This is a genomic window from Streptomyces sp. NPDC001787, assembly GCF_040297465.1.
Taxonomy (GTDB): Bacteria; Actinomycetota; Actinomycetes; order Streptomycetales; family Streptomycetaceae; genus Streptomyces.
Genome location: NZ_JBEOZE010000030.1, coordinates 1 through 12,791, shown reverse-complemented (window position 1 = coordinate 12,791; position 12,791 = coordinate 1). Strand labels below are relative to the sequence as shown.

13 protein-coding genes and 3 pseudogenes are annotated in these 12,791 nt (G+C 68.2%); 11 read left to right on the top strand and 5 right to left on the bottom strand.

Annotated elements, in window-relative coordinates:
- The first annotated feature begins 116 nt into the window (after positions 1 to 116).
- The 4 genes from ABT170_RS31465 (at position 117) to ABT170_RS31450 (ending at position 3,586) form a co-directional block, all read left to right on the top strand.
- Positions 117 to 1,256, top strand: coding sequence for a GDSL-type esterase/lipase family protein (locus tag ABT170_RS31465; RefSeq protein ID WP_351873184.1), 1,140 nt, complete (start codon positions 117 to 119; stop codon positions 1,254 to 1,256).
- Positions 1,257 to 1,381: 125 nt separating this feature from the next.
- On the top strand, positions 1,382 to 2,716 hold the full coding sequence (locus tag ABT170_RS31460; protein WP_351873018.1) for an NF041680 family putative transposase: 1,335 nt from the start codon (positions 1,382 to 1,384) through the stop codon (positions 2,714 to 2,716).
- Positions 2,717 to 2,723: 7 nt separating this feature from the next.
- Complete coding sequence (locus tag ABT170_RS31455; protein ID WP_329940272.1) at positions 2,724 to 3,116, top strand: DUF6193 family natural product biosynthesis protein; 393 nt, start codon at positions 2,724 to 2,726, stop codon at positions 3,114 to 3,116.
- A gap of 122 nt (positions 3,117 to 3,238) precedes the next feature.
- Positions 3,239 to 3,586: a hypothetical protein gene (locus tag ABT170_RS31450; protein ID WP_329940273.1), complete on the top strand. Its 348-nt coding sequence runs from the start codon at positions 3,239 to 3,241 to the stop codon at positions 3,584 to 3,586.
- A gap of 128 nt (positions 3,587 to 3,714) precedes the next feature.
- Here ABT170_RS31450 and ABT170_RS31445 read toward each other — a convergent pair whose 3' ends face one another.
- Both ABT170_RS31445 and ABT170_RS31440 read right to left on the bottom strand, forming a co-directional pair.
- Positions 3,715 to 4,065, bottom strand: a complete 351-nt coding sequence (locus ABT170_RS31445; RefSeq protein WP_351873014.1) for a hypothetical protein — start codon at positions 4,063 to 4,065, stop codon at positions 3,715 to 3,717.
- A gap of 233 nt (positions 4,066 to 4,298) precedes the next feature.
- Complete coding sequence (locus ABT170_RS31440) at positions 4,299 to 4,559, bottom strand: hypothetical protein (RefSeq protein ID WP_351873012.1); 261 nt, start codon at positions 4,557 to 4,559, stop codon at positions 4,299 to 4,301.
- A gap of 113 nt (positions 4,560 to 4,672) precedes the next feature.
- On the opposite strand from ABT170_RS31440, the gene ABT170_RS31435 reads away from it, so the two are divergent.
- The 4 genes and pseudogenes from ABT170_RS31435 to ABT170_RS31420 all read left to right on the top strand — a co-directional run.
- Positions 4,673 to 5,491, top strand: coding sequence for an IS5 family transposase (locus ABT170_RS31435; RefSeq protein ID WP_351873010.1), 819 nt, complete (start codon positions 4,673 to 4,675; stop codon positions 5,489 to 5,491).
- Between the two features lie 240 nt (positions 5,492 to 5,731).
- Positions 5,732 to 7,903 (top strand): TerD family protein, encoded by a 2,172-nt coding sequence (locus ABT170_RS31430; protein ID WP_351873007.1) that lies wholly within the window; start codon positions 5,732 to 5,734, stop codon positions 7,901 to 7,903.
- Positions 7,904 to 8,002: 99 nt separating this feature from the next.
- A pseudogene (locus tag ABT170_RS31425) lies at positions 8,003 to 8,353 on the top strand (STAS domain-containing protein); the annotation flags it as partial.
- 23 nt (positions 8,354 to 8,376) lie between these two features.
- A pseudogene (locus ABT170_RS31420) lies at positions 8,377 to 8,793 on the top strand (transposase); the annotation flags it as partial.
- Positions 8,794 to 9,458: 665 nt separating this feature from the next.
- Here ABT170_RS31420 and ABT170_RS31415 read toward each other — a convergent pair.
- Together ABT170_RS31415 and ABT170_RS40670 are read right to left on the bottom strand one after the other, a co-directional pair.
- The gene (locus ABT170_RS31415) at positions 9,459 to 9,596 is read right to left on the bottom strand and encodes a hypothetical protein (RefSeq protein ID WP_351873004.1); all 138 of its coding nucleotides are present in this window, start codon (positions 9,594 to 9,596) and stop codon (positions 9,459 to 9,461) included.
- 184 nt (positions 9,597 to 9,780) lie between these two features.
- Positions 9,781 to 9,972 (bottom strand): annotated as a pseudogene (locus ABT170_RS40670) (IS30 family transposase); the annotation flags it as partial.
- 597 nt (positions 9,973 to 10,569) lie between these two features.
- Between ABT170_RS40670 and ABT170_RS31410 the strand changes: the two are divergent.
- From ABT170_RS31410 to ABT170_RS31400, 3 genes are all read left to right on the top strand, one after another.
- Positions 10,570 to 11,682, top strand: a complete 1,113-nt coding sequence (locus tag ABT170_RS31410) for a cytochrome P450 (RefSeq protein ID WP_351873001.1) — start codon at positions 10,570 to 10,572, stop codon at positions 11,680 to 11,682.
- 96 nt (positions 11,683 to 11,778) lie between these two features.
- Positions 11,779 to 12,087, top strand: coding sequence for a hypothetical protein (locus ABT170_RS31405; RefSeq protein WP_351872998.1), 309 nt, complete (start codon positions 11,779 to 11,781; stop codon positions 12,085 to 12,087).
- A gap of 5 nt (positions 12,088 to 12,092) precedes the next feature.
- Positions 12,093 to 12,296, top strand: coding sequence for a hypothetical protein (locus ABT170_RS31400; RefSeq protein WP_351872996.1), 204 nt, complete (start codon positions 12,093 to 12,095; stop codon positions 12,294 to 12,296).
- Positions 12,297 to 12,430: 134 nt separating this feature from the next.
- On the opposite strand, the gene ABT170_RS31395 is transcribed toward ABT170_RS31400, so the two are convergent.
- Positions 12,431 to 12,610 (bottom strand): IS3 family transposase, encoded by a 180-nt coding sequence (locus ABT170_RS31395; protein ID WP_351873181.1) that lies wholly within the window; start codon positions 12,608 to 12,610, stop codon positions 12,431 to 12,433.
- Between the last annotated feature and the right edge of the window lie 181 nt (positions 12,611 to 12,791).

Genomic DNA, 12,791 nt, shown 5'->3' with positions numbered 1-12,791 from the left:
AGCGTTGTGCTTGGCCAGTTGAGCGTGTCGGCTTGTGTGCCAGGGTGGCGGTAGAGAACTCGCGGGTGCGTACTCACATCCGGACCTGAGAACGTTGGGGAGTCGTGACGGTGGCAATGCGGGCATTTCCGCTGGTGGGCGGGCCGGTGGAGTTACGAGGTGCGCTGGACTTGGAGCGGACGCAGGCGGGGGTGATGCCTCGCCGGTTGCCCGCGTGGACCAAGGAGCAGTACCAGGACCCGTCGGTCTACGGAGTGACGGTGATGCCTTCAGGGGTACGGCTGGTGTTCCGTACCGATGCGCGTGAGCTTGAGTTCGAGGTACTCACCTCCACAGGACAGCTCTACACCGACCCCCGACCTCGCCCGACCGGGATGCTGGAACTGCTGGTGGACGGTGCCCCTGCCGGGCGCCGACAAGCACCGATGGGCAATGTGGTGCGGATGGCGGGCCCTGGGACCGCGCAGCGACTGGTCCCAGGGGAGCCGGGGACCGTGCGGTTCGCCGGGCTGCCGATGGGTATGAAGAACGTCGAGTTGTGGCTGCCCCAGCAGACCCCCACGGAACTGGTGGCACTGCGTGCTGATGGCGAGGTGCTGGCACCGTTGCCGGACGGTCGGCGCCGCTGGGTGCACCACGGCAGTTCCATCAGCCACTGCCTCGAAGCCGATGGCCCGACCGGTACCTGGCCGGTGGTGGCGGCTTCGCTCGGGGGAGTGGAGGTGATCAACCTCAGCCAGGCTGGCAACGCCATGCTGGACCCCTATGTCGCCCGGACGATCCGCGACATGCCCGCCGACCTGATCAGCCTCAAGGTGGGCGTCAACATCGTGGGCCTGGCCACATTCCGGCTGCGGACGTTCGGCCCGGCGGTGCACGGATTCCTGGACACGATCCGGGACGGCCACCCGGACACCCCGCTGCTGCTGATGTCCCCGGTGAGCTGTCCGGCACTCGACACGACCCCTGGCCCGACCGCGATGGGTCCTGACGGGAAGATCACAGCCCTGGGCGACCCGGCCGATGTGGCCCGCGGGGCGTTGTCGCTGACGGTGGTCCGTGACGAACTGGCCCGAATCGTGGCGGACCGGCGAGCACGCGATCCCCACCTGCACTATCTCGACGGACGCGAACTGCTCGGCCCGCACGAGGTGGATGACCTTGCCGACGGCCTGCACCCCACCGCCGCCGCCTACCGCCGGATGGGAAAACGCTTCGCCGCGCACGCCTTCGCCGACGACGGGCCGTTTCGCTGAGCTTGTTTTTTAACGTCCGCTGCTGAAAGGTGAGTTGGCCACCGGTGGGCGATGTGACAGCGGTGCGGCCTTGGTGTGATCATGTGCGTTGTCGAGACGCTGTTGATCATGCCAAGGCCGCGAGGGTGAGTCTGCTGCACGACGCTGTCCGAGTCGAGTCGCTGACCGTGGTGTCCCGGTTCCGGACCGAGTTCTACGACTGCTTGACCGCCCGCGCGGACGCGTTGTTCGAGCTGACGGACGCGGTGCTGTGCACCGACGGGCCGGTGCGGTCGCTGGTCGATCTCGCGCTGGCGCCCGAGCACCACCGGGGTCACGGCGCGCTCTATGCCGGTCTCAACCGCGGGCGAGTCGATGTCGCCCGGCTGCGGCGGGCCCTGGCCGGAGTGCCGCTGCCGAGGGCCGCGGACGGTCGGTTGGTGTTGGCGGTGGACGTCTCACCGTGGCTTCGCCCGGACGCGGGGACCCTGCCGGACCGCTCGTTCTGCCACACCTATGGTCACGGCAACGCGAAGCATCAGATGATGCCCGGCTGGCCGTACTCGGTCGTCGTCGCCCTGGAGAGCGGCCGCACCTCTTGCTCCGCGTTCCTGGACGCGGTTCGCCTGGCCCCTGGCACGGACCTGGCCGCTGTCACCGCCGACCAGGTCCGCGAGGTGGTCGAACGGCTCGTCGCCGCAGGCCAGTGGGCCGACGGAGACCCGGAGATTCTTGTCGTGCTGGACGCCGGCTACGACGCCCCGCGCATCGCCCATCTGCTGTCCGGGCTGCCCGTCGAGGTACTGGGCCGGACCCGGTCAGACCGGGTGATGCGCCGCCCGGCGCCCTCGCAGGAGGAGTTTCTCCTGGCCCACCCGAAGGGCGGACGGCCGCCCAAGCACGGCGGGGAGTTCGTCTTCGGCGACCCCGCCACCTGGGGCGCCGAGCAGGCCGTCACGGTCACCGACACCCGCCTTTACGGCAAGGCCACCGCCCAGGCGTGGGACCGGCTGCACCCTCGGTTGACCCAGCGGGCCGCGTGGCTGGAGCACAAAGGGCCGCTGCCCGTCATCGAGGGAACGGTCATCCGCCTGACGGTCGAGCACCTGCCGTCCGGCGGGGTGAACAAGCCGGTCTGGCTGTGGTGGTCACGCACCGGCGCCACCCGGGCCGATGTCGACCGGTGCTGGCAGGCGTTCCTGCGAAGGTTCGACATCGAGCACACCTTCCGGAGGCTCAAGCAGACCCTCGGCTGGACGCGGCCCCGCATGCACGACTCGGCCGCCGCCGACCGCTGGACCTGGCTCATCCTTGCCGCCCACCCGGCTCGAAGAACCGGCGGCCCGCAACCCTCCACGACGTGGGACGCATCCTCGCCACCGGCACGTCCTACCAGCGACCGACCCACCACAAGACAGGGACCAAACCTCGACGAGCAAGCGCCGCCCCCACCCAGCGGGCCTGAGTGGTGCCGGTCATGATGTCCCAATGACACTGAGGACATCGAGCGGTGACGCTGTCGAAGCAGGCTGGCAGAAGGTGCGCGCTGACGGACGCGTGCGCCCTGAGCTGCTGGAAGCCGCTTATGCCGAACCGCGCCTGCGGCAGTTGTTCCCTTGGACCGGCATGGGCGAGCTGCACTTCAGCCGGTGCACCGAACAACGGTGGACGTGGGACATCCCCTACATCCAGCCCGCGGCCAGAGGCAGCTACTGGGTGTCAGGTCCTCTTCGTTCGCAGACCGTGGGGCCTGCGGAGACGGTCGGGGAAGCCATCGCCATGGTTTCGGAGCGCCTTCCCGCCGACTGCGGGCCGGCCTTCCTCGGCACTCCGGAGGAACTCGCTGCCCACGAGGCGACGCAAGGGCAGCTCAAGGGTTAAATGACAAGTTCAGTACATGTTCGAGAAGGTGACGAAAGTTGCGCTCTCCTGCGCGGGGAAGCACGCTGGAAATCAGGACGTGACAGGTTGTTGCGTCTTACCCATCGCGACAGGGAGCGACCATGCAAGACGTCCCGGACGAAATTCCGACCCTTAGGTTCTCGCTGGAAGAGGCGCAGATCACAGCGATCGGCCCGAGTTCCTACGCCATACGACTGCCTTTGGGCGGCCTCCAGGGTCTTGTTGACCTTGACCTGCTCGGAGGACCATTGGCGCCTGTAGGACCAAATTCGCGAGCATTCGCGTCCATCGCGGAAATTCCGCCGGGAGGCGGGCCGAAATTTCTAGGTGCTGCAAAGATCAGCATCTTGAACCTCGCGCCGCGGCAGAATGGCGTTCTCACACGAGTCTTCGTCGACTGGCCCACTTCGCTGCCGACCTCCATTGACATTCTCGTCATCAATGATTGACTTCGGCAGGGCGCAATCAATCGCCTCCGGATCCGACGCTGGGCACATTCCTTGAGCGGCTGGCATCTCTCAGGGGGCATTTAGCGTGGGTGGATTGCCGCTTATGCCCTAGTAGGTTCCTCGCCAGGTTAGCGTGGTCTCGTCCGAGGCCCATGAGTCGGCGTGTGATGCCGCGTTGGGTGATGGCCCAGGCGTAGGAAGCTCGCCGGAGCGGAAGAGGCCTCCGGGACGTCGGACGAGTGGACCTTGCCCTCCAGAACGGCCACCCGCACCTTTCGGATGTCGGCCCAGACGTAGGAGTGCGCCCCGAGCAGCCCGGAGTACTTCACCCCTGCCGACCCGTAGGAGACGCCGAACACCGGCGCACGGAACGTCAGCACCACACCCGGCACGCCGAGGATCAGGACCGGAATCAGGTATTCCAGATGTTCCACCCCCACGCGGGCCCACTTCGACGCCAAGCCCGTCGCCATCACCACGGCGACCAGCAGACACGCACCGCCCAGCAGGAAGTAGGCGAGAGACGAGGCCGTGCGCCTCTTCCGCTGTCGCGGTGATCGACCACGCGATCGCGCCTGTCCTGTCGCAGTGCGTCTGTCAGGTGGCGAGCCGTTGACCTGGTTGGGTGCGATGTTGATTGAGAACGCTGGCCCTCAGTGTTCTCAACTGACATGGCTCTCACGGAATCGCGCTGACGGACGGGACAGCTGACTCAGCCGTCTTGCTCTTCGGAGAAGCTGCCCATGGTCTCCCGCAGACGGCGCCGTGCCGCATCCAGCCGCTCCGCGTAGTCAGCAGCGAAGATCCCGGGAAGCGCCTTGTCCAATGTCCCCGCGAGCTTGTGGATCGGGGCCCACGCGGCTGGGTCGTCGACCAGACGGCTGAGGTTCGTCATCTGAACTCGCTCCAGCCAGTCCGAGAGGACGAGGGCTTCGTCGGGGGTGAGCTTGATGGTGATCTCAGCGTCGTCCACGAGTCGAACTTAGAGGTCACGCGGATAGGCGCGGTTGGGGATACCGGCGGCAGATCGGGCAACAGTCCCGGTGATCATGGAGTTGCAACGCTCTGTGATCACTGAGGAGACCTGTGCCCGCGCTGCCGTCATGGCTGACCGAACCGCTCTGGGACCAGTTCGCGGTCCTGCTGCCCGCGCGGCCGGAGTACCAGCCGGACCATCCGCTGGGCTGCCACCGCAGGCGTATCAGTGACCGGATCGTCTTCGACAAGATGCTGCAACTGCTGCGCTTCGGCTGTTCTTACGAGGCGATAGCCGACCCGACCTGCTCGGCCACCACGATCCGCAGCCGCCGCGACGAGTGGATACGGCTGGGCGTTTTCGCCGAGTTCAAGAGGATCGCCCTGGAGTCCTACGACCGGATCGCCGTCGACGGCGCCATCACCAAGGCTCCCGGCGGCGGCGAAGCAGCCGGGCGTTCGCCGGTCGACCGCGGCGAACAGGGCCTGAAACGCTCCGGCATGACGGATGGTTACGGCATTCCGTTGAGCCGCGTCCTGGCCGGAGCCAACCGCCACGACTCCCCGCTGCTCGCCTCGACCCTGGACCTGCTGGACGACCTCGGACCTCTGCCCGACGACATCACCGTGCACCCGGACGCCGGCTACGACTCCGACAAGACCCGCGCCCTGCTCGCCGAACGCGGCCTGCACGGCAAAATCGCGCACAAAGGCGAGAAGGCTCCGATCCAGGCAGGTCAGAGGTGGCACGTGGAGCGTACCCACGCCTGGCAGAACACCTTCCAGCGCCTCGCCCGCCGCTACGAGCGGCGGACCACCGTGATCAACGCGTTCTTCGATCTCGCCGACACCGTCATCACCGTCCGCAGCCCGATCCGCCAGGAATGGACCACTCACCGCTGGGATGGACGCCCGCACCGCCGCCCATGAACCAATCGCTATCCGCGCACGATCGATCCGTCCGGCCGAATCCTGGTCCACGGTCCGGTTTCGCTGGTGCCCTTCGAGGCCACGATGACCTCGGCGACGCCATCGCGGAATGCGGGACGCGCCCGGTCTGGCCACGGTTGCCGACCGTGGCCAGACCATTCCTGCCGCCTGCCCGCCCCCGCCCTTGCGCACCGCTAAATCCGGGTGCGCCGGCCGTACCCGTCCTGGGATCATCCCGGGATGGTCCACCGACTCGGCTCCCTGGTCACCCGGCACACCCACCGCGTCCCCCGCCCCATAGGGCCCGTCGGGGAGGGCACCGCTACGGCACAGCAGCTCGACGCCGCCCTGATGTCCGTGGGCTTCAAGCTCTCCGCCGAGCTCCTCGCGCATCTGTCGGGCCTCTCCCGGGACACGGTCCTCGAAACCGCCACGGAGACGCTGGAAACCGTCCGGGAGATGGTCGGCGACCACGTCCGGCACAACGTGTACTTCATCGACTTCCCCGCGAACGTCCCAGACACCTTGGACTTCTGGATGCAGTGCATAGCTGGCGCGCTCGCCGACGACGAGGTGCGCACGGGCACGCTGGAGCAGCTGAGCGCCGACGTCGTGAATCTGCTCATGCTCCCCGCCTACGGCAACTACCGCCACGCGTATGCCGAGATGCTCGCCCACCACGACGAACTGATCGCCTCGGCAGGAGACCGTGTGACGGTCCTGCACCTGGGCGACGACCTCGACGAAGAGATCGGCGCCCTCTACCTGGCGCTGGCCGGGAGCACCACGCCGCTCAGCGAGGACGGCCTGCGCGATCTGCAGGACCTCGCCGTGCTCTGCACGGACGGCCCGCAGCCCGCGGAGATCCCGGTACGGGAGAACCGGGCCGTGGTCAACCAGGCCCGGCTGGCAGCCGGGTCCGGCCTGCAGCTGGACACGGTCACCGACGTGCTCCGCCTTGCCTGCGCGTTCGCCGGCGGCGATGTCACCCTGCAGGAACCGACGCGGCTGCGCACCCTGCCCCGGCCGGTCCGCCGGGCGCTCCTCGCGGGCCTCGACAAGGTCATTGCCGCGGCGCCCGCCAAACTCGCGGACGTCGCCGCCCACCGCGAGATGTGGAAGCGGCTCGGCGAGCGGCTGCACCCGCACGAGTACCCGCAGTGGCCGCACGCCGCCGACGTGTTCGCCGTCGCCCGAGGCGAGAAGACGGCACGCTCGCTGGACAGCCGTGTCGGGGAGCTCCTCGACCGCGGCGACATCACCGCCGCCGTCAAGCTGCTGAATGCCGCGCCGGGCCGGCTCCTGCGTGCGCTCGACCTGCTGCTGCGCGACTCCTGCACACAGGGCGAGCGCGACACCGTGGTCGCCGCCGCCGAGCGGGCCCTCCCGGAGGTCTCCGGCCGGGTGCTGCTGTCGGTCCGCGAGCATCTGCACAACCGACAGCGGGAGACCGGCCGACGACGCGTGTTCGTCAACCGGTTCGGCCGGGCCTGGGCCACCGGCGACAACCGTCGGCCGGTGCCCGCGCCCGAGCGCCAGCGGCTCGACGCCGCGCTCGACGCCGAGCTGCGCCGACGACTGCCCGCCGCGGACCACCTGCTGATCGACCCGGAGGTCCTGGACGTGGCGCTGCCGCTCAGCGGCAAGGCCACCGCGTCCGGTCTCGGCGTGCTGCCGCGCGGCTCGGTCTCCCCGGTCAACGGCAAGCTGCTGCGCTTCTTCGTGTACTGGAAGCAGAGCACGGACAAAACCGACTACGACCTGTCGGCGGCGCTCCTGAACGCCGACTACTCCACGTCCTCCTGGCTGTCGTACACCAACCTGCGCGGTGTCGGGGGCGAGCACTCCGGCGACATCACAGACGCCCCGGACGGTGCGTCGGAGTTCATCAACCTCCGCCTGGGCGCGGTGCGGGCGGCGTACATCGTGCCGCAGGTCAACATCTTCTCCGGGGAGGGATTCGACGAGGTCGAGGAGTCGTTCTTCGGCTTCATGCTGCGCAAGGGCGAGCAGAAGGGACGCCCCTTCGAGCCGCGCACGGTACGCATGAAGTCCGAACTGCGAGGCCCCGGCCGGGTCGCCCTTCCGCTGGTCTTCCTGCGCGGCCCCGGCGGCCGATGGCGCGCCAAGTGGCTGCACCTCCACCTGAAGGGAACTCCGGCGTCGAACAGGGTCGAGTACCACCGTGTGACGCTCGCAACGCTGCTGCGCGCCTTCGTCGAACGCGAGCAGCTCACCGTGCGCCATCTCACCGGGCTCATGACCAGTGCGTCGACGACCATCACTTTCTGGGACGGCACGACAGTTCCGGCCGGCCCCGTCACCTACATCGGCTTGCAGCGGCCCGCCGGGCTGCACCCGGAGTCGAAGGTCGTCACCCTGGTAAACCTGCGTGACCTGATCCCCGCCTGACTGTTAACGTGGCCGTGGCGAGGCCATGAAGGGGCTTCCTTCTCCACGTACTCGTGGCACTAGTTCCTTCGCTTTCCTCGCCGTCGATACGGCCTCCGACTGCTGTTCCGCACCTGTGCGGAATACCGGGGCGTCTTTCGTCTGCCCGTCGGGCGCGTTGCCCATAACCGCCGTGCGTGCCTGGTCGACTGTCCTCGGCCAGCTCGTGCCAGGTGGGCGCCCCGGTCTCAGGCGCGCCCGGGTCGACGCCACCTCTGCCCACCATCCGCCGAAGGTCTCATCGGCACCAGCTGCACTGGGCGGCTGCGCCTCGACACCCGGCCTGACCTCACCCAGGCCGTCGACGCCCTAACCCAGCGCGGCTACACCCTGCACCTCGACCTGACCGGCGTCACGTACATGGACTCCGTCGGCCTGCACCTTCTCCTCAACCTGCGCGAACGCCTCCGCGACGAAGCTGACGGCCTGAAACGTTCCGAATTCCGCTGGGCCGCGTCCTGGCCGGAGCCAATCGCCACGACTCCCCGCTGCTCGCCCCGACCCTGGACCTGCTGGACGACCTCGGACCTCTGCCCGACGACATCACCGTGCACCTGGACGCAGGCTACGAATCCGACAGGACCCGAGCCCTGCTTGCCGAACGCGGCCTGCACGGCCGGATCGCGCGCAAGGGCGAGAAGGCGCCCATCCAGGCATGTCAGAGGTGGCATGTGGAGCGCACCCACGCCTGGCCGAACGCCTTCCAGCGCCTCGCCCGCTGTTATGAGCGCCGGGCCGTCGTCATCGACGCGTTCTTCGACCTCGCCGGCACCGTCATCACCGTCCGCAGCGTGATCCGCCGGGCGTGGATGACCCGCCGCTGGGACGGACGACCGCACCGCCGCCCATGACTGCACACCAACGGTGGCAGGTGATCGTGGTCTCGGTGGGCCGGTGGCTGCGGCTGACCGGCCCCCGCCACGGGCCACCAGCGGACAGGACCGGCACTGACCTTCCCCGCACCCGTAGGGCTGGCCCGGGGCGGTTCGTCCTGGTCCTGCTCGTGGCCCTGCGTGCGAATCGACGGCGCCGGGGTCCGTATGGCCCCGGGCGGTTCCACACAGTTCCACACCGTGGGATGCGGCACGGTCGGGAGGGCAGGAGCCTGCGGGGGCAGGCCGGGCTGGGGGGGCCTGGTCGGGTCGTGGTTGTCAGTAGATGTACGCAGCGGGTTTCGGGTTCGGGTTGGGTGTCGGTGGGGGCGTCTACGTGCCGGTCATGAGTGATGGTGTGCGTGAGGGTGGTTCGGCAGCGGTTCTGTCCGGGGCGGGTGCGTGGTGGTCGGATCCGGGGTTGCTGGTGAACGGTGATCCGGATCTTGTGTGGGGGTTGCTGGATTCGGGGGTGGGTCCGGGGGCGCGGCTGGCGGCGGCGGTGTATCGGGCGTCGGCGCATGTGCATCGGGGAGCGGCACCGGGGGTGCGGCGGCAGTTGCTGGCGTTGGACGCGGCCCGGTGGGGGTGGACTGGGCGACCGGTAGCGATGTCGATGCCCCGTTCCGGCGTGCGTTCACCGGTCACGACCGCGAGGTGTCAGCGGTGGCGACGGGGGTGGTGGACGGCCGCACCATCACCGTCACCGCCAGCTGGACAAGTCGGCGCGGGTGTGGGACCTGACCACCGGACAGCAGTTCGGCGAACGCCTCACCGGCCATACCAGCTGGGTGCTGTCGGTGGCGACGGGGTGGTGGACGGCTGTCCCATAGCGGTCACCGGCAGCGACGACGGAACAGTACGCGTATGGGACCCGACCACCCACCGGCAGACAGGACCGGCACTGACCTTCCTTGCACCGGTAGAGGAGGTGGCGGTGACACCGCACAACACCCACCTGACCGTCGCCTTCGGTCGGCCCTTGCCAGCGTTGCGCCCGTAGCGCCACGCCTTGCCGGTCCGGCGGTTGATCCCCACCAGACGGCATGCCTCTGTGTTGCTGTACCCCTGCCGCATGAGCTCGAAGTATGCCGCCCTCTCGGCGACCAGCTTCTTGCGCCCCTGCGGCCTCCGGTCCTTACGGATCTGATGGTCCATCGCGTCCCCTGAGCTGGGGTGTTGCGACGACCACTAGAACGGAAGTGGTGCCCGGGGTCCCTCTGTGCAGTGCCGACATGAGCCGGGGTCGGTCGTCCGCTGTCGACGGAGAATCGGAGAACGCGCCTTGAGCTCACCTGCGAGCGGAGCCATCCATGGCCCCATACCCAGGAGAGCGGGAGACAGTCTCGTGCGGGTGCCGCCACCGCCGGCGCAGCCCTGACCAGCTTCGGGCACTGGGCACCGTGGGCCTTGACACCCATCTCTGAGCACGAGACATGCCGTGTGGGCTCAGAACACGACGTGCCGAGCTCTGTCGCCCGAGGGTTCCCTGATCTTCTTGAGGCTGGCCTCGGCAGTTCAGCCGAGAAACTTTCGTCGTGAGTGTGATTTCCGTCATGCTGGTGCGAGGAAACAGCAGGGTCCTACCCCTTCCTGCCCCTCAAGGTAAACGGAGTACCGCCCGTGGATCTGGCCTTGTCCCGCCCCGCTCTCCGGATCGCCCCCTCCGACGGTGATCTGCACCGTCAAGCGGCTCGTCTCCGGCACTTCGGACCGCTTGTCCCCGTCGAGCTCCCAGGCGGCTTGGCTGCCTGGGTGGTGACGTCCGACGCGTTGGGGCGGGCACTGCTGGTCGACCCCCGTTTCGTGAAGGACATCGCTGTATGGCACGCCTGGCAGCGTGGAGAGGTCCCGGCGGATTGGCCCTTGCGGGCTGTCGTGGACACGCCACGTATCATGATCACCGTGGACGGCATGGAGCATCGCCGACTGAGGGCCCCGCTCGCCCGGACACTCACGCCGACACGAGTGGAGGCTCTGCGTGGGCGGGTGAGCGCCATCGTCGAGGAGCAACTGGACCGACTTGCCGAGGCATCCGCGGCCAGCGACGGAGGGATCGTGGACTACCGCACCCTTTTCGCGTTCCAGGTTCCGATGAAGGTAATTGGCGCATTATTAGGGATCCCAGAGGGCTGGCATGAGACGTTGCGCGTGCTGTTCGAGGACTTCTTCAGTGAAGCCGTGACCGCCGAGCGGAAGAGTGCTGCTGTCCGGGGAATCCGTGAGCTCATCACCGAGCTGATTACTCGTCGCCGGATGGAGGCCGGGGATGATCTCGTCAGCGGTTTGCTGGCCGCTTGCGTCGACGAGCCCTACTCCGACGAGGAGTTGATCGGCACCCTCCTGGTGGTGATCGGGGCGGGCCACGAAACCACCGTGCACGTCCTGGTCAATGGTCTTCGTGCGCTGCTCGCCCACCCCGAGCAACTGCGCCGGGCGACGGGAGACCCGGCACTGTGGGCCGGTGCTGTCGAGGAAATCCTGCGCTACGACGCTCCCCTCGCCTCTTTCTTCGCTCGCTACGCCACGCAGACTGTGCGGATCGGCGACGCGGATGTGCGGCGCGGAGACCCTCTGCTGGTCAACTATCTGGCCATGGGCCGCGACCCTGAACGCTACGGTCCTGAGGCGTCCACCTTCGACATCACCCGACGCCCGCAAGGCGGACACACCGGCTTCGGTCACGGACCCCATGTGTGCATCGGTGCGCCGCTGGCCCGGCTCGAAGCCACCACAGCGCTGCCTGCACTGTTCGAACGATTCCCGGGCATCCGTATCGCCGTACCCGCCGCCGCCCTCCAGACCTTCCCCTCCCTCATGCTCAATGGCCGGCTCGACGTTCCTGTACTGCTGGGCACTCGGTCGTAGGGCAGGGCTGGCAGAACCGGGCACGGCCTTGAGCTCGGATCATGGACACACGAGACACTGGATCCTGAGGATCTGGGAACGGACATCTCGGTCGTGATGAACTGTCCGCCGCAGTTCACGGCGGATGCGGTCGCGCTGTACGAGTCGCGGCCCGAGGCGAGGATCCGGCAGGTCGCTGAGCCGCCGACACCGGGACGCATCGCCCGCCTGTTCAGTTCGGCGGTCACTACCTTCCACGAACGGTTCTGCGCGGCCACCGTGGATCGGCTCTCGGCGGCGACTCGGTCCCGGCTGGACAACCTGGTCGCTGAGGACGGCGGTGTCGAGGACTCGGCGGGCGGCGGGGTGACGTTCTTCTCCGAGCTGAAGGCGGAGCCCGGGCGCTGCGCCTGGACAGTCTGCTGACGGAGGTGAACAAGCTGCAGCGGGCGCGTGCGCAGGAGCTGGCGCAGAAGTTGTTCGGGGACGTGTCGGAGAAGCTGGTGACGGCGTGGCGGGCGCGGACGTCGAAGGACGACCTCGGACCTGCGGGCGGCAGCCGGACCGGTGCGGTACACGCTGCTGGCTGCGCGCCCGGCACGGTCTCTTTTCGTCCGGGGCTGTTCGGAGGCTGACCAGCCGTGATGCCGGGGAGTGGACGACCGGTCTGCTCCGGCGTGCCGGATCGTCCACCCTCAGCACCTGGGGATGTCTACGGGATGGGGGACGGCGGCGAGTGAGGTGACCCCCGGAGTGTGGACACAGGGGTTCATGCTGCGAGTTGGAGTCTAGCTGTCGTGTGGTGCTGCTGTTCGAACTCGATAGGGGAGAGGTAGTCGAGCGCGCTGTGGCGTCGGCGGGCGTTGTAGTAGGTGAGCCACCGGTAGATTTCCAGTTTCGCCTGTTGCATCGTCGAGAACAGCTTCCCGTGCATCGTCTCTCGCTTCAGACCCTGTCAGAAACTCTCCGCGAGGGCATTGTCGTAGCTCGAGCCGACCCTTCTCATGCTCCTGCGGATGCCGTACCGGTCGCAGGCCTGGGCGAACGCGGCGGACGTATCGATCCGCGGTCCGCGTGGAAGATCACTCCGGCGGCTTGCCCGCCGCGGGCCGCGACCGCGGCCCGGAGCG